The organism is Steroidobacter agaridevorans (assembly GCF_009932555.1).
GTDB lineage: Bacteria > Pseudomonadota > Gammaproteobacteria > Steroidobacterales > Steroidobacteraceae > Steroidobacter > Steroidobacter agaridevorans.
Genome location: NZ_BLJO01000005.1, coordinates 108,973 through 128,796 on the forward strand (window position 1 = coordinate 108,973; position 19,824 = coordinate 128,796).

Genomic DNA, 19,824 nt, shown 5'->3' on the forward strand with positions numbered 1-19,824 from the left:
TGCTGCCCATGATAACCAACGCCACCTTGCAACGCCGACTCGATACGCGCACCAAGCCGCAAGGGTCGCTCGGCGCACTGGAAACCCTGGCGGTCCGCATCGGCCTGGCGCTCGATACCGAAACGCCGGTGTTCCGCGCCCCGCAAATGTTTGTATTTGCAGGCGACCATGGCATCGCCACCGATGGTGTCAGCGCTTACCCACAGTCCGTGACCTCGCAAATGTTGCTCAACTACTTGCACGGCGGCGCGGCCATCAATGTGCTGGCGCGTCAGCATGGCATTTCTTTGCGCGTCGTCGACGCCGGCGTCGCCAGCGACACTGGAGAACATCCGTCACTCGTTGCTCGCGCCATTGCCCGAGGCACCCGTAACTTTCGAGTCGAGCCGGCGATGACACAAGCTCAATGCACGCAGGCGCTCGACACCGGTCGCGCGCTGGCGCAAGAAGCTTTGAGCGCAGGATCGAACGCGTTGCTGTTTGGCGAGATGGGCATCGGCAACACCGCTTGCGCCTCGATGCTGCTGCATCGGCGAACGGGTTGGTCCTTGGAAGATTGCGTCGGTCGCGGCACGGGCCTCGACGATGTCGGTTTGGCCCGCAAGCGCGAACGCCTGGCGGCCGCGTCGGCGCGTCGTCCCGAAAAGCTCTCGCCGCTCGAAACGATCGCCGAATACGGCGGGTTCGAGTTGGCGATGATCACTGGCGCCTTGCTCGCAACCGCCGACGCGAAATGCATCGCCGTGATCGACGGCTTCGCTGTATCGGTCGCTGCGTTGCTCGCCATCGAGATCGATCCCCGAGTTCGGACCCGGTGCATCTTCAGCCATTGCTCGGCGGAACATGCACATCGAAACTTGTTAGCTCATCTCGACGTGAAGCCGCTGCTCGACCTGGGCATGCGACTCGGCGAAGGGACGGGCGCGGCCATGGCGTGGCCCATCATCGACGCCGCAGCCCGCTTGATGACCGAGATGGCCAGCTTCGAATCCGCAGGAGTGGACGACAAGGCTTCATGAGTAGCGAAGCTCGCACCGCTCGCCCTTCTCGCCTGCTCGCTGAGCTGCGGCTGCTGCTCATGGCGGTTCAGTATTTCACGCGCGTACCCATGCCAGCCTGGGTTGGCCACTCGGCGGAGAACTTGGGCAGCACGCCACGTTACTTTCCGGCGGTCGGCGCGCTGATCGGCGCTGTCGGAGCACTGGTGTTGTGGGCAACCAGTCTGGTTCTGGCCGGACCGTTGCCGGTCATCTTGAGCACAGCATTCACCGTGTTCATGACCGGCGCATTCCACGAGGACGGTCTCGCAGACACGTTCGATGGATTGGGCGGTGGCGCGACACGCGAGCGCGCACTGGAAATCATGAAGGACTCGCGCCTCGGTACGTTCGGCACGGCTGCACTGGTGCTGACGTTACTGATCAAGATCGAAGCGTTGAGCGAATTGCCCGTAACGTTCGCGATCGTCGTGTTGATCGCCGGTCATGCATTCTCTCGCGCGTGCGCGGTAACGCTGATCTTTGCCGGCACCCTCGTCAGCAATCCCGAGCTGTCACGATCGCGAGCGGTTGCGCAGCCCATGGGCCGCGGCGAGCTGATCTTCGCGCTCGTAATTGGCATCGCGCCGCTGTACTGGTGCGGCACTTACGCGATCGCGGGATTTGTTTGCTCGCTGATCGTGTTGTATGTGCTCGCACGCTGGTTCATGCGAAGACTCGGCGGCTTCACCGGCGACACCCTGGGCGCCACCCAGCAGCTCACCGAGATCGCGTTTTATCTGGGCGTACTCGCGTCGTGGAATTCTTTCTGATTCGCCACACCGCGCCCGCGGTGGTGAAAGGCGTGTGCTATGGCCAGACCGATGTGGCGCTGGCGGCGTCTGCGGAGCGCGACATTCAGGTCGCATTGGCGCCCTTGCCCAAGTTCGATCGGGTCTATTCGAGCCCGGCGCAGCGCTGCCTGCGCCTTGCCTCCGCGTTAGCACAAAGAGACCGGAGCCCCTTGGTGCTCGCGCCCGAGCTGCAGGAATTGAACTTCGGCGAATGGGAGCAATTGCCGTGGGCGCAGATTCCGAGAGAACATAGCGACCCATGGGCGGCGGACACCTGGAACCTCGCGCCGCCCGGCGGAGAAACAGAACAGGCCTTATGGACCCGAGTCGCCACCTGGTATCGCACAGCTTCTTCGACGCCGGCCTCCCGTTGCGCAGTCGTCGCGCACGGCGGGTCGTTGCGGGTGTTGCGCTGTTTGATCCTGGGCCGACCCGTCGAGGATCGCTGGTCCTGGACCCTGAACTGGGGCGAGCACGCGCGCTTCGAGCCGGTCTGAATCCGCCCTGCAATAAAACCCCGCTGTTCCCGGTCTACTTCCCATGAACGCTGCCGATAGTGCTCGTGAGCGCGGGCGCTTCGAGGCGCTGTGCATGCCGTTTCGGGCCGATGTGTTTCGGTTCGTGTACTGGCTTTGCCGAGACCGGGCGTTGGCGGAGGATGTGGTGCAAGAGACGCTGCTGCGAGCGTGGCGGTCGCTGGACTCGCTCGGCGACGAGAAGTCCGCGCGACCTTGGCTGCTGACGATTGCACGACGCGAGCTGGCGAGAGTGTTCGAGCGCAAGAGGCTGCCCATCGTGGACATCGATGTCGCCAACGAAGCCGAGCCCGACTCGCTGGCCGTCAACGATCAGCATGAAGTCGAGGACATGCGACGCGCGATTCTGAAACTGGACGTGACCCACCGCGAGCCGCTGGTGCTCCAGGTGCTGCTGGGCTATTCCACCGAGGAGATCGCCCGGCACCTGGACATCAGTGTCGCTGCCGTGTTGACGCGTCTGTTTCGTGCGCGACAGGTTCTGCGTCAGCAGCTTCTGGGCGCGGAGGGCTCGCGGTCATGAACTGCGAAGAACTGCGCACGCTCGTCGGCGCCGAGCCCAACTCGACCAACCCCGAAGTCCTTGCGCACATCGAAAGCTGCCCTGAGTGCGCGCGCTATCGCCAGGAACTGCAGGCGATGGATCGGCTGATCTATCGCGCGCTGGCCGTCGAAGCGCCGACCGAGACGATCGCTTCGCCACCGAAGCAAACACAAAATCCGTCTCGTGTGTGGCGCATGGCCGCGAGCGTGCTCATTGCCGTGCTCGTAGGCGCCATGTCCCTGTGGCTGCTGACACCGAGAGAGAGCTTTGCAGCGGAAGCGATCAACCACGTAAAGCATGAGCAATTCTCGCTCGTGCGTACTTCGGAAACTGTAGATGACCAGGAGCTGGAAGCGGTTCTCGCAGCATCGCGCTTACGTTTGAAACCGGGCGCGGCGAAAGTGTCGTACGCGCAGAGTTGTCCGTTCCGTGGCCAACGCGTTCCGCATCTCGTAGTGCAAACGGAACAAGGACCCGTCACCGCGCTCGTTGTGACAGATGCGCCGACTCAGGGGCGCGAACATATCGACGAGCAAGGCTTCCAGGGCGAGATCATTCCGGCGCCGCGCGGCGTGATCGTCGTGCTCGGGCAGAACGTGCCGGTAGATGCGGTCGCGAGAACGCTATTGAGCGCGCTGGAATACTGAGCCTGAAATGCACAGCGGCGCTTGCGCGCCGCTGTGCGAGTCGATTGCAGAACGCAATTACTTCTTCACTTTCGCCTTGGCCGCGTCGCACTCGGCCTTGGTCAGCATCACGTAGCCGGTGCCCTTGCACTTGTTCTGGCCCGCGCAGGCATTGGTGGCCGTGCTGCAAGCGGACTGGCCCTTGCACGCGTTGGCGCCTTCGCATTTCACCTTGGCTTCGTCCGCCGCGTTCGCGGTGGTGGCGACAGTGGAAAACAGCAATGCCGCGGCGGCGGCCATGGCGGCGCGAGTGGCTTTCTGTGTGCTCATGAATTCTCTCCTGATCTGATTTCTCGAGCGGGTGTGAAACGGATCGTCATCGATGCCGCGAACAGCATCTTGCCCACAAGACCGGACCCGCCGCCATCCCATTACATGCAAATCGAGTAATAAGCGAGCGCTGAGACCGGTCTGGTTAGCACAGCGACTCGGGCATCCTGCCACTCGCGCTGTGGCGCAGAGAGGAAAAGGCGCGACTTTTCCCCCTGCGCTCGCCGCCTGCGGCGGCGGGCACATTGCGCTGTGCTGTCCTGCTCCGCGCAAGCCCTGGGTGTACATCCGTGTACACCCGCTCGGCGGAGCGAAGCAGTGCTTCGCCGAAAGGCACCGCCGAGCCCCTGTGCCTGGGGTGGCTCGTATTGAGTTTCATGGATCGTGGGTCGGCTCGCAGCCGACGGAAAGCTAGCCAACAACCACAATCGGGAGTGAGAACATGTTGAGCGATACCCTGATGGACCCGAAGAGTCCGCTGGCCCGGCTGCTCGACCACCTGCAGGCTCCGTTCGCGCTGGCTTCCCGGGTTTATGTGAGCTGGGTGTTCCTCAAGAGCGGCTACCTCAAGCTGTCGGACTGGGAGCAGACCGTGGCGCTGTTCGAGTACGAATATCGGGTGCCGCTGCTGTCCCCTCAACTCGCGGCCATCGCGGGTACGGCCGGCGAGCTGGTGTTTCCAACGCTGTTGATGCTCGGCCTGTTCGGCAGGATCAGCGCGCTCGGCCTGCAGGCCGTCAATGCGCTGGCGGTGATTTCATATGCGCACGTGCTGTTCCAGGAAGGCTTCGCGGCCGCCATCGGCCAGCATTATCTGTGGGGTTATATTTTGCTGGTCCTGACGGTCTATGGGCCGGGCGCCTGGTCGCTGGACCACCAACTGCGCCGGCGACGCAAGAATTCTTCCGACACTTGACGAAGACCGGCGCGGACCTCATCCTCGCGCCGCGCGACAAGTTCCCCGTCAAGGGGATTCAAAGGGAACTCGGGTGTGAAGCCCGGGCTGCCCCCGCAACTGTAAGTGGTTCGCCGCGCGTCAAAAAACCACTGGCGTCACCCCAGGAATGGGTCCGCCGGGAAGGTGACGCGAGGACTTCAGCCATCAGCCAGGAGACCTGCTTGCCGCCGTCGTCCATCGATCGGCCGGGGTGTGCCGAGAGAACGGGAATTTCCCTGTAGAGGCGACCGGTGCATGGGTCGCGACGCGTTTGTGAGTTGCAGCCCGTGCGGTTTGTAACTTACAGCGGAGCTCTCAGTGTCTACCCATCCCGTTTCCGGCCCCACCCCCCGGGCCTCGTCTCGCCTTCTCACCCTGTCCGTCGCCTTGCTGCTGCATCCCGCGTGGTCCGCGATGGCGGCCGATATGCAGGATGGCGTCGAAGATGTCATCGTCACCGCCAATCGCATCGCGCAGGAAACATCGCGCGTCGGCGACTCGGTCACTGTAATTACCGCGAAAGAACAGCGTCTCAGCCAGAAAACCGCCGTGTCCGATCTGCTCGCGCTGACACCGGGCGTGACGGTCGCGCGCAATGGCGGCTTCGGCGGCACCACGACGATTCGAATTCGTGGCGCCGAGAGCCATCAGACGATGGTGCTCATCGACGGCGTCAAGCTCAACGATCCGTCCTCGGCCAGCGGCGAATTCAACTTCGCGGATCTCATCACCACCGACTTTGCGCAGATCGAAGTGTTGCGCGGCCCGCAGTCCACGCTGTGGGGCAGTCAGGCGATCGGCGGCGTAGTAAACATCGTGACGCCGGTGCCCGAAGGCCCGCTGTCCGCATCTGTCTCCGCCGAGGGTGGCACTCACGAAACCGCGATCATGCGCGCTCACGCGCAGGCCGGCGGCGACCGTTTCGCCTGGCGCGTCAGCGGCAATTATTTGACCAGCGACGGCATCTCCGCCTATTCGCGCGACCTGGGCGGTCGCGAGCCTGACGGCTATCGAAATGTTGGCTTCACGGCGCGCGGCATTCTGCACATCACTGACAACGTCTCCGCCGAAATCCGCTCGACCTGGAGCGACGGCCGCTCGGACTACGACGGCTTTGTGGGTTTCAATCTGGCAGACACGCCCGAGTACGGCACGACCGAAGAATTGACCACCTACGCCGGTGTGAAATTCGATGTGTTCGACGGACGTTTCGAGAATCGCATCGGCTTCGCGTACACCGATACCGACCGCAAGGACACCGATCCTTCGTCGACGGTGCCGACCACTTTCGATGCGGACGGTCGCAACGAGCGTTGGGAATATCAGGGCACGCTGCGTATCACGGAGCGCGTGAGCACCATCGTCGGCCTGGAGTCGGAACGCTCCGAGCTGAGTTCGGCATCGCCCACCACGTTCGATCCAGATCCCGCGCCGCTGACCGGCGAGGTGCAGATCGACAGCGCCTACGCGCAAGTCAACGTAACGCCGATCGATGCGTTGTCGTTGACGGCCGGCGTTCGCTATGACGATCACGATACCTTCGGCGGGCACACGACGACCCGTGCGTCGGCTGCATGGTCGGTCACGCCGTCGACGATCCTGCGCGCCAGTTATGGCGAAGGATTCAAGGCGCCGACGCTGTATCAGCTGTACAGCCTGTACGGCAATCTGAATCTCGACGCCGAAGAGGCCGAGAGCTGGGATGCCGGCATCGAGCAGCACTTCTTCGACAAGCAGCTGGTGGTGTCCGCGACCTACTTCGACCGCGACACGACCAACATGATCGACTTCGTCTCCTGCTGGGGCGAGACCTCGCCGGATTGCCTGGCGCGGCCCGACGGTTACTACGACAACTTCCAGCAAACGAATGCCCACGGCGTCGAACTGGCGATGGCCGCGCACTTGACCGAACAGCTCTCGCTCACCGTGAACTACACGAACATGGATGCGGAGAACACGGCGCGCGGCACCGCGAACTTCGGCCATTCGCTGCCGCGTCGGCCGGATGAAACGACCAATGCGCAAGTGAGCTATGAGTGGCCGGTCGGTCTGACGACGACGGTTGCCGTCCAGCATGCGAGCCGCAGCTTCGACACGATCTCGAATGCCGCCGTGCTGGATGGTTACACGCTGGTCGACTTCCGCGCATCGCTTGCGGTGAGCGATTCGTTGGAAGTCTACGGTCGCATCGAGAATGCGTTCGATGAAGAGTACGAGACCGTGAAGAACTACGGCACGCTCGGTCGCACGTTCTACGCCGGCCTGCGGCAGAGCTTCTGATGGACAGTGGCGCCGACATTGCAGCCGGTCGTTTCGCACATCACGGTGGCCGGCTGTGTGTCGCGCGCTCGCTGTTTCCCGATGTGCCTCAGCCGTGGATCGACCTGTCTACGGGCATCAATCCTTCGTCATATTCAGCGCCGCGAGCTTCGGCTCGCGAGCGCAATCGATTGCCGGAGCCGAGCGAGCTCGCGAAGCTCGAAGCGGTGGCAGCCGCGGCCTTTGGTGTAGACGATCCTGCGCGCGTCGTCGCGACTGGCGGGACGGAGAGCGCGCTTCGATTGCTGCCGTATTTGTTGAGGACCGGTTCGGCTGTCGTTGCGGGGCCGACGTATGGGTCGCATGCTGATGCATGGATGCGAGCAGGTGTAGATACGAATATGGTCGCCGACTCGGAGCTGGCGGCCCGAGCCAGCGCTGCCGGCGCTGCCATGACTGTCGTCAATCCAAACAATCCGGACGGACGCGTGCTGAGCCGCGAGCAACTACAAACGCTGCATGATTCTTTGCAAGCAAACGGTGGCGCGCTGATCGTCGACGAAGCGTTCGGCGATCTCGAGCCCACTCACTGCGTCGCCGGCCTGGCCGGCACGGACCGCGCGGCGCGCATGATCGTGTTGCGCTCGTTTGGGAAGTTCTATGGATTGGCCGGCGTGCGTTTGGGATTCGTCGTTGCCTCCCCCGTCATTGCCACTCAACTGCGTCACATGCTCGGCGACTGGCCCGTGTCTGTGGATGCGTTGCGCGCGGGACTCGCCGCCTACGCAGACGAGGCCTGGGCGGCGAAAACGCGGCTTCGCTTGCATCGCGCCGCGCAGCGTCTCGACAAGCTGCTCGTCGACGCCGGCATGACCATCGTCGGGGGCACCTCGCTTTATCGGCTGGCTCGTGCTTCGAACGCGCGCGCAAGATTCACGCAACTCATCTCACACGGCCTCCTCGCCCGGCCGTTCGACTACGACAGCACGCTGTTACGTTTCGGTCTGCCGCTCGGTGCAAAAGACTGGCGCCGTCTTGCGGACGCGCTGAAGGTGCAACCATGAGCACACCGACCGACGGCCTTTCCGAAGCCGAGAAGGACCGTCTGCACGCCGAAGAAATGAGGCTGCGCCAGGCGGAGCGTCGCGCCGAGCGCGCAACCAAGAAGGAACGCGGCGGCCTGCTGATGATCCTCACCGGCCCTGGCAAGGGCAAATCCTCCAGCGCCTTTGGCATGGTGGCCCGCGCGCTCGGTTGGGACATGCGCATCGGCATCGTGCAGTTCATCAAGGGCAAGTGGCAGACCGGCGAGAAACATTTCTTCCGCCGCTTTCCCGAACTGGTGACGTTCGAAGTGATGGGCGAAGGCTTCACCTGGGACGTGCAGGACCGCCAGCGCGACATCGCCGCCGCCCAGAAGGCGTGGCAACGCGGCTGCGAGCTGATCGTCGATCCCGAGTATGACTTCGTGCTGCTCGATGAGCTGAACATCGCCATTCGCAACGATTACGTCAGCATCGATGAAGTGGTTGCGTTCCTGAAGAATCGTCCGCGCGACAAGCATATCTGCATCACTGGGCGCGACGCGCGCCCCCAGCTGACCGAGATCGCCGATCTGGTCACCGAGATGACGCTGATCAAACATCCGTACGAGGCCGGTTTCAAACCGCAGCGTGGAGTGGAATTTTGAAACCCTGGCTCGCACCGCTGCTGGCCGCTCTATGGCTCGCGCCGGGCGCACAGGCGGGGGAACCGGCGCCTCACCCGATGCGCATCGTTTCGTTGAACATGTGCGTCGACAGCATCGTCGTCGAACTGGTCTCGCACGATCGGATTGCGGCACTCAGCCACTACGCGCGCGATCCGCAGCGTTCAACGATTTCAGACGCGGCCCGACACCTGCCGATCACTTATGAAACCGCCGAGGAAGTCGTCGCGCTCCGGCCGGACCTGGTGCTCACCAGCCGCCACTCGGCGATTGCCACTCGCAATGCGCTGAAGCGGGTCGGCATTCGATTCGAGTTGTTCGATGTTCCGGCCAGCATCGAAGAGAGCCTGGCGCAGGTGAGACAGGTCGCGCATCTGCTGGGCGCGGAGCGTGAGGGCGAAGCGATGGTTGCGCGCATTCAGGCCGCGCTGGACGCTGCTCGCCTGCCTCCTGAAGAGCCACCGTTGACCGCCGCCATATATCAGCCCGGCGGCTTGTCTGCTGGCGCGGATACCGTCGTCGGTGAATTGATGGAGCTCACCGGCCTTAGAAACATCGCCGCGCGCTATGGCGTCGAGCAGTATCGTCCGCTGCCTTTGGAAGTGCTGGTTTCAGCGCCGCCGGATGTGTTGCTGGTGGGCGAGACTTCGCCCGGCGCACCGCTGCAGGCAGAAAAGATTGTGCGCCATCGCGCATTGCACGCTTTGGATTCTCAAATGACACAAGCCGTGTTTCCAGCGCGGCTCCTGTACTGCGCCGGACCGACGATGGTCCCTGCGGCGGCTGCGCTTGTGCATGCTCGTGAGCAAGCGTGGGCCGTGCGGCGTACGAGGGTCAGGCTGTGACTTCGCGTCGGTGGGCCGTACCTTCGCTTTTGGCGCTCGTGGTCGTGCTCGCGATCCTGTCGATCGCCGTTGGCCGCGTGACGCTGACTTGGGATATGTGGAAGGCACAGGATGCTGTCAGCCGCGCGATTCTGCTCGAGCTGCGCCTGCCTCGCGCGATCCTGGGTGTATTGGTCGGCGCATCGCTCGGCCTTGCAGGCGCAGCGATGCAGGGATATTTGCGAAATGCCCTCGCCGAGCCGGGAACGTTGGGCGTATCGGCGATGTCGGCACTCGGCGCTGTGCTCAGCATCTTCTTCAACATCGCCGGACTGCATCCGTGGGTACTACCCATCTGCGGCGTGACAGGCGGCATGACGGCCATGGCTGCGTTGTTTGTTTTGTCCGGCATGGCGGCCAGCGTGCTGACGCTCGTCTTGTCCGGCATCATCCTGAGCGCGCTCGCCGTCGCCGGCATTTCGTTGGTGCTGTCGTTATCACCCAGCCCGTGGGCAGCCGGTGAGATCGTACGCTGGATGCTGGGTGGGCTCACGGATCGAAGCTTCGATGAGCTGACCATCGCCGCGCCGTTGATCGTGATTGGATGTATCGCGGTGCTCGGTTGTCGTCGTTCCCTGGACGCGCTGACGCTCGGCGAGACGGGCGCCCGCTCGCTCGGCATCGATTTGAACCGTGCGCAATGGCAGCTGGCCTTTGGCATCGGCCTGATCGTCGGTGGCAGTACTGCGGTTACGGGCGTGATTGGATTCGTCGGCCTGATCGTGCCGCACCTGATGCGCTCGCTGGTCGGCTCGCGCCCGGGCGCATTGTTAGTTCCCAGCGCCATTGGCGGCGCGGCCCTGGTGCTCGCGGCAGACATTGCCGTCCGACTCCTGCCCGGCGGCTCGGAGCTCGAGCTCGGGGTGGTGATGTCGTTGATCGGCGCACCGTTCTTCTTCGTGCTGCTGCACTCCATGCGGCGCAAGCTCACATGACGCGGCCGGCTAGCAACCTGAAGATCAACGGACTACAGTTTCGACGTGGCAGCCGCGTCGTGCTGGATGCCATCGATCTGCAACTGCAGTCGGGCGCAGTCACCGCGGTGCTCGGTCCGAACGGGGCCGGCAAGTCCACGCTATTGTCGTGCATCGCCGGCCTGCTTCGGCCGGAGCGCGGCTCGGTCGAGCTGGATGGAACATCACTGCATTCATTGGCCGCCATGCAACGGGCACGTCGCATCGCCTTTCTGCCCCAGACTCCCGAGATCGCCTGGGCGGTCGACGTGCAGACCCTGGTCGGACTCGGCCGCATTCCGTTTCAAGGCGTCAGCAGCGATGAGGAAGATCGCGCTGCCGTCGCTCGCGCCATGGCTAAAACCGAAGTCGCCCAGTGGGCCGAGCGCGCTGTGACGACGCTCTCGGGCGGTGAGCGCGCACGCGTGCTGTTGGCTCGTGTGCTGGCGGGCGAATCGGATTGGATTCTGGCGGATGAGCCGTTCACCGGCCTCGATCCGTCCCATCAGTTCGAAGCGGCCGAACTGTTACGAGCCGCGGCCGATCAAGGCGGCGGCGTGGTGCTGACCATTCACGATCTCACGCTCGCGGCGAGAATCGCCGATCGCGTCATCATCATCGACGACGGCCGCATCGTTGCTGACGGCTCACCTCAGGACGCCCTGACGCCGCAGATCCTGCGCGATGTTTATAACATCGACGCGCAGTGGCTCGAAGGCATGAATGGCACGCCGCCGACGATTGCCATTCACGGGCGTGCGACACGGGGCTAGCGACATGTTCGACCCCTGGTTACTCATCGCGGCGCTGATCGTCGAAGCCTGCGTCGGCTATCCGCTCGCCCTTTATCGCGCGATTCGTCATCCGGTGGTTTGGATCGGGATCGCGCTCGATGCGCTGGAGCGTCGCTGGAACCGACCGGAATTCGGCGATGGAGCGCGGCGCTCGCTGGGCGTTGTCACTGTCGTGTTGGTAGCGGGCGGCGCTGCTGGGATCGGTTACGTCGTTCAGACATTGGCCGGCCATGTTTCTTTCGGTTCGGCTTTGATTGTCCTGGTCGCGAGCACTGGCCTCGCTCAGCACAGTTTATTTACTCACGTTCGTGCTGTGCTTCAGCCGCTTGCCAGTGGCGATTTGGTTGCCGCACGCCGCGAAGTTGCGCAGATCGTTGGCCGTGATACGGAGGCGCTGAGCGAATCCGGTGTGGCGGGGGCAGCGCTGGAAAGTCTCGCGGAGAGTTTCAACGACGGTATCGTCGCGCCAGCGTTCTGGTTGTTCGTCGGCGGCTTGCCCGGCTTGTTTGCTTATAAAGCGCTGAATACCGCCGACAGCTTGATCGGCCATCGAGAGGCGCGCTGGCGGATGTTTGGTTGGGCGGCCGCGCGTGCCGACGACGTTGCGAATCTCATTCCCGCCCGCCTCGCTGGCGCGTTGCTCGCCATCGCTGGCGGCGGTGGATTGTTAGTGATGTGGCGGGACGCGCCGAAACATGCATCGCCAAATGCCGGTTGGCCCGAAGCCGCGATGGCCGGCGCGCTGCGCATTCGACTCGGCGGACCGACGGCTTACGACGGCGTCATGCATGAACGGCCTGTGTTCGGCGCAGGTTCGTCGCCGACGGTTGACGACCTCAAGCGCGGACTTCGTATTTACGTGATCGCCTGCGGTTTGCTGTGGCTGACTGCGGTCGCGACGGGATTCGCGATGGGTGCGAACGGCTGATGGCCGCGATCATGATCCAAGGCTGCGGATCGGACGTCGGCAAATCGTTGCTCGTCGCGGGGCTGTGCCGTCTGTTTGCGGATCGTGGGCTGACGGTGCGGCCGTTCAAGCCGCAGAACATGTCGAACAACGCGGCCGTCACGCCCGACGGTGGCGAGATCGGGCGCTCGACGGCGCTGCAGGCATTGGCCTGCCGGACCCCGCCGACTGTCGATATGAACCCGGTGTTGCTCAAGCCGCAAAGCGATCTGGGCTCGCAGCTGATCGTCCGCGGCCGGCGCCAGGGCGTCATGCAAGCCAGTGCGCATGGACGCGACAAACGGGAGCTGTTGCAGATCGCGGTCGAGAGTTTCCGACGGTTGCAGCAAGAATCTGAGTTGGTGATCGTCGAGGGTGCGGGCAGCCCAGCGGAAACGAACCTGCGCACGCATGACATTGCGAACATGGGCTTTGCACATGCGGCCGATGTGCCCGTTGTGCTGGTAGGCGATATCGACCGCGGACATGTGATCGCTTCTTTGGTCGGCGCGCATGCTGTGCTCGACGAGGCCGATCGCGCTCGCATTCGGGGCTTCATCATCAACAAGTTTCGGGGCGATGCGAGTTTGTTCGATGATGGGCTCAGGACGATCGAGAGTCGCACCGGATGGTCTCGACTCGGCGTCGTGCCGTGGTTGCATCAGGCCGGCGCGCTGCCTGCGGAAGATGCCATGCAGTTGGATCAGTCGGGCATCGCGCCTGCTGTAGCTGCTCGAGATCGGATTCGCATCGTTATCCCTCGCCTGCCGCACATCGCGAACTTCGACGATTTCGACCCGCTGCGCGCGGAGCCACAGGTGGAGCTGCTATTCATTCACCCGGGTCAGCCGTTGCCGCTCGATGCGACACTGATCGTCCTTCCCGGCAGCAAGGCCACCATCGCCGATCTCGAATTCGTCCGCTCCCAAGGCTGGGACATCGACCTGCTCGCCCACGCCCGCCGCGGCGGCCGCGTGCTCGGCATCTGTGCCGGCTATCAAATGCTCGGCAACGTCGTCCTCGACCCGGAACGCATCGAAGGCCCCCAAGCCTCCGCCCGCGGCCTCGGCCTGCTCGACATCGCCACCACCATGACCGGCAACAAACAACTCCGCGCCATCACCGGCACGGACCTGGTCACCGGCTCCGCCGTGAGCGGCTACGAAATGCACCTCGGCCTCTCCACCGGCCCAGCGACTGCGCATCCGTTCATCCGCTTCGACAACGGCACCACCGACGGCGCCCTCTCCCCAGACACCCGCATCCTCGGCTGCCACCTCCACGGCCTCTTCCACTCCCCCGCCTTCCGCTCCGCGTTCCTCGCCCGCCTGGGCGCTGAGTCGAATGAAGAGGATTACGCTTGTCGGGTGGAGCAATCGCTCGATGCGATCGCTGCTCAACTGGAACAAGCGTTGGATATCGCGAAGCTCGCGGGAATCGCGAGGCTCGCCATCTAACCAGCGATTATCCGGATGCGCTCGTAAACCAGCTGAGCGCGATCCGCCTGATCATTCCCAGATGCAATCAGTCCCGGCAGATAGTCGGCAAACAGCGGCGTCGCTAACAGACCTCCACAGTGCTCTCCCAGATACTTGCGTAAGTCATTGGGACTCGCGGCGATCTCTTCGATCAAGCTCGGCCTGCCATCGATGACATTGACGATGTCTTCTAAATCGTGGCTTGCCAAGAGATCGCCGGCGCCGCGATCCGCATGTGCCTCGAACTTGGTCGCCAGAAAACTGGTGCGGCGATCAAGCGAATATCTTCGCCGTCCGGCAGTTTGAACGAAGTCGCACCGCTCACAGCGAGTGGGTACCAGCGATTGGCGAAGCCGAGAATACCGGGATCGGAGGGCATCACATCGACTTCTAGCCCTCGATAGCGCCAGCGACAGATAGGCGCTTCCGTCGCCATGTCTCGCTTGAAACCGAGCTTGGACAGCTCCCTTTCGATTCCGCGATAAGCAGACAGCGCCGAGACTGAAACGACGAGATCCACGTCCAGCGTGGCGCGCACAGGCGCAGCGGCTTCATCCGTTATGAGCAAACCGACTGCGCAACCTCCGACGAACACAACTTCTTTGCGCAACGGCCCGAGCGCATGAGCGACTAACTGTAACTTTGCAACGTTGGGATCACGCGCTGCCACCGAAATACTTCTCCAACAGCTTCTGCGCCGCGGCTCGCTCGCGCGCTTGCCCGGACCGATATGCATCGAATAGCGAAAGCACGGCATACAAATCCGCGTCTCGCGGAGCGGCTTCTGGAATAGTGGGATAGAGCGGCGCCAAGCTCACGCCGCGGGCTTTTCCATTCCTATGAGCCCAAACCGGAATCGGATCGGTTGAAGGCGTGATGACGCTCTTCAATGGCTCAGCCGCATAAGCGGTGGGAACACCGCGACCGACTCGACCAAGTACCGCCGGGAACGCGTACTTGGCACCTCCCAGAACGAACTCCTTCAGCTGCGGCCTCAGTATCGACGGCCGCCCCTCACGGATGACCGCCAGTCCCGCAAGTACGGCCCGTTTCAAGGACGCGTGAACTGCCGATGCCGCCAAGCCAGTGCGCTCGGCGAGGCGCGCGTAGGTGGGACCGTTTTCGGCGCTGGTGAGCAGAGCCAGCAGAACGTACAAATCCTGCGGTTTCAACACCAGCTGCTGAGTGCTCCGTCGCGCCATATTCTTGATTCTTGAATTGAGAATGCCGGCTTCGGCCAACACCCTATCAGCCTGGTTATCGCAGTCAATATTCTCAATTCAAGAATAAAGAATGCCTGCCGCTTAAATTATTTCAACCTACTGATTTTTAAAGAAATGCTTGAAAGATAAGATATCGAAAAATTGTCAGTTTTGATGGATTTCGAGGCGCGCGCAGAGAAGAGTCGACAATCCCGGCCGATCCGGGCAAGGTTAGCCTTTCGACCACACTGACGAGTATTTGCCATGGGCCACCGCCTCTCAAAAATCTACACACGCACCGGCGACGACGGCACGACCGGGTTGGGCGATGGGTCGCGGGTGGAGAAGACGCATGCGCGGATCGAGGCGTATGGGACGGTGGATGAGGCCAACAGTGCGATTGGGATGATCCTCGCTGTGCCTAACTTGCCGGCTGGTGTGTCGGCGGCGCTGACGCAGATTCAGCATGAGTTGTTCGATCTGGGCGGGGAGCTCGCGGTGCCGGGGTATCGGGTGATCACGGCGACGCATATCGATGCACTGGAAGACACGCTGGATAAGTTCAACGAGCCGTTGCCGCCGTTGAAGGAGTTCATTCTGCCCGGCGGCGGGCCGGCGGCGGCTGCTTGCCATCTCGCGCGGGCTATCACGAGGCGGGCGGAGCGCTGCTCGTGGGCGGCGTCGAAGCAGGAAGACATCGCGCCGGAAGTCACGCGTTATTTGAATCGCCTGTCCGATCTGCTCTTCGTGATCGCGCGCGTCTTGGCGCGGCACGAGAACGGGCAGGAAGTGCTGTGGAAGAAAACGACGCCGGTCAGTTCAAAGCCAGCACGCTGATGAAATCGTCCTTGGGCGTGAGCCGGAGCGTGATTTCCTGCTCCAGCTCGCGCGACACGACCAAGGTGGCCTCGAAGCGATTGACCATCACCGGCTTCACTGTAGAACCGCCGGGCCGATGCGTCAGCATGAAGCTGTGATAAGCGCCGGCATGGGTCGCGGTGAACTGCACCAGAATGTGGATGCCGTCGCCTTCGTCATTGATGCGCTCGTCACAGATCACCAGGAACGCCTGATCCGCCGGCACTGAAGCGAAGGCGCCCGCACTTCGCAGCTCGCTCAAGAAATTAGAGATCTGCCGCGACACTCGCATCCAGGTGCTCGCTGCATTGGGCAGGCCCGCACACCAGCGCGTGCCGCGCTCGATGGCGTTGATCACAAACAGCGCGAAACGACGCTGCGCCAGATAAGACCAATCCGACGACGCACTCGCCCCGCAAGCCAAGGTCCGCAAGGCGGGCCATTCGCGATCGGGATTGCGCACCGACTGCAGCACATTGACGCCCATGGCCGCGAGCAGCCAGCGATCGGAGTTGTTCACTTCTTTGGCCAGCTTGGCGCTGGAACGGAGCATCGGCTCCGGCTCGCGGTCTGAAACCGCCGCCGCAACCGCCTCACCCGAGCGCGACAGCAATCCGGCGACCGCACCGCCGTTACCAAAGACCTCGAGGCGTCCTCGCAGCCGGTCCATCGCCGAGATCCGCGGAAAAAACATCAGCGCGTTGTCACTGCGAAAGTCGAGCGCCTTGAGCGAACGAATCGCCTCGGGAGCGCTTTCCCACGACGACGGCGGATCGACGATCAGCATCGCCCGCTTGTCCCGGCAGAAGCGGGTCGCGACCAGCAACGCGCTCACTCCCACATCGATGACTCGCGCCAGCGGCGGGATGTACAGGAACGCCAGATCGTCGACGCTTTCCAATGCAAACAATCCCGTGCCGCGGGCGGCCGAACCGATCACGTCATAGTCGGTGATGGGCTTGCCGTCATCACCATCGGGATTGGAGTTCACATAGCCCACCGGCAGATTGGTGCCCGGCATGAGCGTGCGATCGGGCCGGATCAGCGGCACCGCGCCGCGCACCCGCATCAGGTCCGATTCCAACAGCACCGAAGTGACGAACCGGGGCGACTGCGGATCCACCGACAGGGCACGGAACGTTTCCTGCTCTTCGACCCGTTCCGAGCCCGGCGAGCGCACACGTTGAATGACCAGGTTGAAGGTTTGTTCGTCGTTGCTATCGATATGGTCGTAATCGATCGACGCTCGCAGGAATTCACGAGTGCCGGGCGCTCGCGCTTCGAGCCGCAATGTCTCCCGGCCGCACTTCAACGAGAGCGTTACCGGCGCCGCGCCATTCGCCACCCGAACGATCACCGCCTGGCGACCGCCCTGCTCGAAGAAATGCTCGACTGCGTAGGCAAGGGGGCTCGGCTGCCACAGGCCGCCGAAGTGCTGCTGAAAGTCCGCGAAGCTGCGGACGACGATGGGTTGATGCAACGGACCGCGAAGAGTACGACCGACGAACGCGGTCAGTTGCGCGTTGGCGCGCGCAATAGGTTGCTCCGCACTCGACGTTGCCGCGAACTGGATACCAGCGAGCGTTTGCTCCCGCACCGTACCTCCCCAGGTGTGTGCGGAGCGTAAGTTATCATAGCTATTGACAGGAACTACAACTGTTTACAGCTGATTCGTGCCGAAAGTGTCACAAGCCTGCACCGAGCCCGTCTCGTAGCCGCGTTTGAACCATCGCACGCGCTGCTCCGAGCTGCCATGTGTAAACGACTCCGGCGCTATGTAACCGCGCGCCTGCTTCTGCAAGCGGTCGTCGCCGATCGCGGCGGCGGCATTCAAACCTTCTTCGATATCGCCTTGCTCGAGCAGCTGACGGGAACGATCGGCGTTGTGCGCCCAGATGCCGGCGAAACAATCGGCCTGCAGCTCCTGCCGCACCGATAAAGCATTCGCTTCGGCCTCGCCGGCCTGCTGCCGTGCCGCCATGTTGCGCTCCGAAATGCCAAGCAGCGTCTGGACGTGATGTCCGATCTCATGCGCGACCACATACGCCTGCGCGAAATCGCCCGGTGCGCCGAAGCGGTTTTGCAGCTCCTGATAGAACGACAGATCGATATAGACCTTGTGATCGCCGGGGCAGTAGAACGGCCCGACCGCAGCCTCGGCGAATCCGCAAGCCGACTCGACCGCGCCCGAGAACAACACCAGCTTCGGCTGCTCATAGGTACGTCCAGCCTGGCTGAAGATCTGGCCCCATGTTTCTTCCGTATCCGCCAGCACCACGCTGACGAACTCGCGCGACTGCGCTTCCTCGGGGGTTTCCTCATAGGGACCTTCCTGGGACGTGGGCGCCGAAGGCTGCACGCCTTGCAGAACGACCGATGGGTCCTGACCGAAGTAGATGGCGATCAGCGCCAGCACGATGGTGCCGATGCCAATGCCGCCGGCCCGTCCGAAACGGACGCCACGCCGATCTTCGATGTTCGAGCTGCCTTGCCGACCTCGCCAACGCATGACGTCACTCCGCCGAGATTTCTTGTCGGTAGAGGTTATACGGCCTGGGACGCGAAGTGTTCCAGCCGTGGAGGAAAGTCGAGCTTACGCCGCCAGTTTCTTCGGGTCGGCAGTAATGAGGGAGGAATACAGCTCGGCCATCCGAGCGGCCGTCGCGCCGGCCGACCAGGTGGCGGCGTAGGCGCGCGCTTCAGTGGACATCGTCCGCCGCCGCTCTGGATCATTGAGCAACTCGACGACCAGGTTCGCGAAGCCTGCTTCGTCATCCGGCGCGACGCGCGCCCCGCGCTCGGGCTTCACGATGTCCGCAGTACCCATGTAAGCGGTGGAAACAACCGGCGTGCCGCAGGCCATTGCCTCCAACAGCACCAGGCCCTGGGTCTCGGTCTTCGATGAGAACACGAACAGATCGCCGGCGTTGTAGCAGTCCGGCAGCTCGCGCTCGCGCGACAGGTAACCGACGAACCGAACGTTCGCCGAAAGTTTCAACGACTCGACATAGGACTTGCAGTGCTCGAGGGCGGGCCCTTCGCCGGCCACGACCAGCATCGTCTCCGGCTTGCGCTTCACAACGCGAACAAACATTCGCAACAGGAAATCGATGTTCTTTTCATGAGCGATGCGCCCGACGTGCACCAGCGTCGGCCGATCCGCGGCAATGCCGACGCGCTCGCGAAACCGGCGGCCATCGCCGCTCGCGAAACGTTCCATCTCCATGCCGGTGGGAATGATGTGCATCGGACAACGCACACCGTAGTCCTGCAATGCCTTCTGCATCGCCATCGACGGCACGACGAGCGCATCGAGCGCGGAACATTGCGATACCGTGAATCGACGCGCGACGAAGCGCATCACCGAGCGAGGAATGAGCGGCACGTAGTGATGCAGATACTCTTCGAAGTAGGTGTGATAGGTCTCGATCACCGGCACGCCCAGCTCCCTGGCGACGCTCACACCGTAATAGTGAGCGATGAACGGCGTCTGGATGTGCACGAGATCGAAGCCGCCGCGCTTGAGCTCCGGACGCAGCGAGCGGAGAGCGTTCTGCCTGAGGATGCGATCTTCGGGATCGCGCGGCAGATAACGGGACGGCACCCGGATGACGGGCTCCTGGCCCGCGTCGGAATATTCGAGGGGATATTCCGGCGCGATCAGCACCGTTTCATGCCCGGCCGCGTGCAGACCCCGGCGGAATGTCTGGATCGAGGTGGAAACGCCGTTGATGCGCGGAAAATAAACATCCGAGATCATCAAGATGCGCATGCCGGCACTCGTGACTAGCGATGGGCGCGGAGCGTATGGCGTTTACATGACAGGTTGATGAACTAGGGGGACCTGAGAACCCACCCCCTGGCCCCTCCCGATGGGAGGGGGAATAATTTTTTCTCCCTGCGGGAGACTGGCCTTTTTCAGAAGGGCCATCTCACGC

Annotated in this window: 22 protein-coding genes and 1 riboswitch; of the genes, 15 read left to right on the top strand and 7 right to left on the bottom strand. The window is 62.9% G+C overall.

Features of this window, described 5'->3' with window-relative positions; all coding sequences use genetic code 11:
• Window positions 1-8: 8 nt before the first annotated feature.
• The 5 genes from cobT to GYH35_RS18560 are packed head-to-tail and all read left to right on the top strand — an operon-like array spanning window position 9 to window position 3,558.
• Window positions 9-1,019, top strand: coding sequence for a nicotinate-nucleotide--dimethylbenzimidazole phosphoribosyltransferase (cobT, locus tag GYH35_RS18540; protein WP_202624406.1), 1,011 nt, complete (start codon window positions 9-11; stop codon window positions 1,017-1,019).
• Entirely contained in the window at window positions 1,016-1,810 is a 795-nt protein-coding gene (locus tag GYH35_RS18545; RefSeq protein WP_161813027.1) for an adenosylcobinamide-GDP ribazoletransferase, read from the top strand. The genes cobT and GYH35_RS18545 overlap by 4 nt, the downstream gene beginning before the upstream one ends.
• Window positions 1,795-2,328: a histidine phosphatase family protein gene (locus tag GYH35_RS18550; RefSeq protein WP_161813026.1), complete on the top strand. Its 534-nt coding sequence runs from the start codon at window positions 1,795-1,797 to the stop codon at window positions 2,326-2,328. The genes GYH35_RS18545 and GYH35_RS18550 overlap by 16 nt, the downstream gene beginning before the upstream one ends.
• Before the next feature lie 43 nt (window positions 2,329-2,371).
• Entirely contained in the window at window positions 2,372-2,890 is a 519-nt protein-coding gene (locus GYH35_RS18555; protein ID WP_161813025.1) for a sigma-70 family RNA polymerase sigma factor, read from the top strand.
• Window positions 2,887-3,558 carry a DUF3379 family protein gene (locus tag GYH35_RS18560; protein WP_161813024.1) on the top strand — a complete coding sequence of 224 codons (672 nt, stop codon included), beginning with the start codon at window positions 2,887-2,889 and terminating at the stop codon, window positions 3,556-3,558. The genes GYH35_RS18555 and GYH35_RS18560 overlap by 4 nt, the downstream gene beginning before the upstream one ends.
• Before the next feature lie 57 nt (window positions 3,559-3,615).
• Here the strand turns inward: GYH35_RS18560 and bufA2 are convergent, their stop codons facing one another.
• On the bottom strand, window positions 3,616-3,867 hold the full coding sequence (gene bufA2 / locus GYH35_RS18565; protein WP_161813023.1) for a BufA2 family periplasmic bufferin-type metallophore: 252 nt from the start codon (window positions 3,865-3,867) through the stop codon (window positions 3,616-3,618).
• A 442-nt stretch (window positions 3,868-4,309) separates the two neighbouring features.
• Between bufA2 and GYH35_RS18570 the strand changes: the two genes are divergently transcribed.
• From GYH35_RS18570 to GYH35_RS18610, 9 genes are all read left to right on the top strand, one after another.
• Window positions 4,310-4,783, top strand: a complete 474-nt coding sequence (locus GYH35_RS18570; protein WP_161813022.1) for a DoxX family protein — start codon at window positions 4,310-4,312, stop codon at window positions 4,781-4,783.
• A 21-nt stretch (window positions 4,784-4,804) separates the two neighbouring features.
• A riboswitch (cobalamin riboswitch) is annotated at window positions 4,805-5,004 on the top strand.
• Between the two features lie 118 nt (window positions 5,005-5,122).
• Window positions 5,123-7,084 (top strand): TonB-dependent receptor plug domain-containing protein, encoded by a 1,962-nt coding sequence (locus GYH35_RS18575; protein WP_202624407.1) that lies wholly within the window; start codon window positions 5,123-5,125, stop codon window positions 7,082-7,084.
• On the top strand, window positions 7,084-8,127 hold the full coding sequence (gene cobD, locus GYH35_RS18580; RefSeq protein ID WP_161829209.1) for a threonine-phosphate decarboxylase CobD: 1,044 nt from the start codon (window positions 7,084-7,086) through the stop codon (window positions 8,125-8,127). The genes GYH35_RS18575 and cobD overlap by 1 nt, the downstream gene beginning before the upstream one ends.
• Window positions 8,124-8,753, top strand: a complete 630-nt coding sequence (cobO, locus tag GYH35_RS18585; RefSeq protein ID WP_161829210.1) for a cob(I)yrinic acid a,c-diamide adenosyltransferase — start codon at window positions 8,124-8,126, stop codon at window positions 8,751-8,753. Before cobD ends, cobO begins: the two co-directional genes overlap by 4 nt.
• Window positions 8,750-9,616, top strand: a complete 867-nt coding sequence (locus tag GYH35_RS18590; protein ID WP_202624408.1) for an ABC transporter substrate-binding protein — start codon at window positions 8,750-8,752, stop codon at window positions 9,614-9,616. The genes cobO and GYH35_RS18590 overlap by 4 nt, the downstream gene beginning before the upstream one ends.
• Window positions 9,613-10,590, top strand: a complete 978-nt coding sequence (locus GYH35_RS18595) for a FecCD family ABC transporter permease (RefSeq protein ID WP_161829211.1) — start codon at window positions 9,613-9,615, stop codon at window positions 10,588-10,590. The genes GYH35_RS18590 and GYH35_RS18595 overlap by 4 nt, the downstream gene beginning before the upstream one ends.
• Window positions 10,587-11,381 carry an ABC transporter ATP-binding protein gene (locus GYH35_RS18600; RefSeq protein ID WP_161829212.1) on the top strand — a complete coding sequence of 265 codons (795 nt, stop codon included), beginning with the start codon at window positions 10,587-10,589 and terminating at the stop codon, window positions 11,379-11,381. The genes GYH35_RS18595 and GYH35_RS18600 overlap by 4 nt, the downstream gene beginning before the upstream one ends.
• A 4-nt stretch (window positions 11,382-11,385) precedes the next feature.
• Entirely contained in the window at window positions 11,386-12,330 is a 945-nt protein-coding gene (gene cbiB, locus GYH35_RS18605) for an adenosylcobinamide-phosphate synthase CbiB (protein ID WP_161829213.1), read from the top strand.
• Entirely contained in the window at window positions 12,330-13,805 is a 1,476-nt protein-coding gene (locus GYH35_RS18610; RefSeq protein ID WP_161829214.1) for a cobyric acid synthase, read from the top strand. Before cbiB ends, GYH35_RS18610 begins: the two co-directional genes overlap by 1 nt.
• Here GYH35_RS18610 and GYH35_RS18615 read toward each other — a convergent pair.
• From GYH35_RS18615 to GYH35_RS18625, 3 genes are all read right to left on the bottom strand, one after another.
• A complete protein-coding gene (locus tag GYH35_RS18615; protein WP_161813015.1) occupies window positions 13,802-14,035 on the bottom strand; it encodes a hypothetical protein in 234 nt (77 codons plus the stop codon). The genes GYH35_RS18610 and GYH35_RS18615 overlap by 4 nt on opposite strands.
• Complete coding sequence (locus GYH35_RS18620) at window positions 14,017-14,364, bottom strand: hypothetical protein (RefSeq protein ID WP_161813014.1); 348 nt, start codon at window positions 14,362-14,364, stop codon at window positions 14,017-14,019. Before GYH35_RS18620 ends, GYH35_RS18615 begins: the two co-directional genes overlap by 19 nt.
• A gap of 118 nt (window positions 14,365-14,482) precedes the next feature.
• The gene (locus GYH35_RS18625) at window positions 14,483-15,028 is read right to left on the bottom strand and encodes a MarR family transcriptional regulator (RefSeq protein ID WP_202624409.1); all 546 of its coding nucleotides are present in this window, start codon (window positions 15,026-15,028) and stop codon (window positions 14,483-14,485) included.
• Between the two features lie 264 nt (window positions 15,029-15,292).
• On the opposite strand from GYH35_RS18625, the gene GYH35_RS18630 reads away from it, so the two are divergent.
• Window positions 15,293-15,865 carry a cob(I)yrinic acid a,c-diamide adenosyltransferase gene (locus GYH35_RS18630; RefSeq protein ID WP_161813013.1) on the top strand — a complete coding sequence of 191 codons (573 nt, stop codon included), beginning with the start codon at window positions 15,293-15,295 and terminating at the stop codon, window positions 15,863-15,865.
• Here the strand turns inward: GYH35_RS18630 and GYH35_RS18635 are convergent.
• From GYH35_RS18635 to GYH35_RS18645, 3 genes are all read right to left on the bottom strand, one after another.
• Window positions 15,843-17,483 carry a hypothetical protein gene (locus GYH35_RS18635; RefSeq protein ID WP_161813012.1) on the bottom strand — a complete coding sequence of 547 codons (1,641 nt, stop codon included), beginning with the start codon at window positions 17,481-17,483 and terminating at the stop codon, window positions 15,843-15,845. The genes GYH35_RS18630 and GYH35_RS18635 overlap by 23 nt on opposite strands.
• A gap of 63 nt (window positions 17,484-17,546) precedes the next feature.
• Window positions 17,547-18,395, bottom strand: a complete 849-nt coding sequence (gene ypfJ / locus GYH35_RS18640; RefSeq protein WP_161813011.1) for a KPN_02809 family neutral zinc metallopeptidase — start codon at window positions 18,393-18,395, stop codon at window positions 17,547-17,549.
• 84 nt (window positions 18,396-18,479) lie between these two features.
• Window positions 18,480-19,658, bottom strand: a complete 1,179-nt coding sequence (locus GYH35_RS18645) for a glycosyltransferase (protein ID WP_161813010.1) — start codon at window positions 19,656-19,658, stop codon at window positions 18,480-18,482.
• Between the last annotated feature and the right edge of the window lie 166 nt (window positions 19,659-19,824).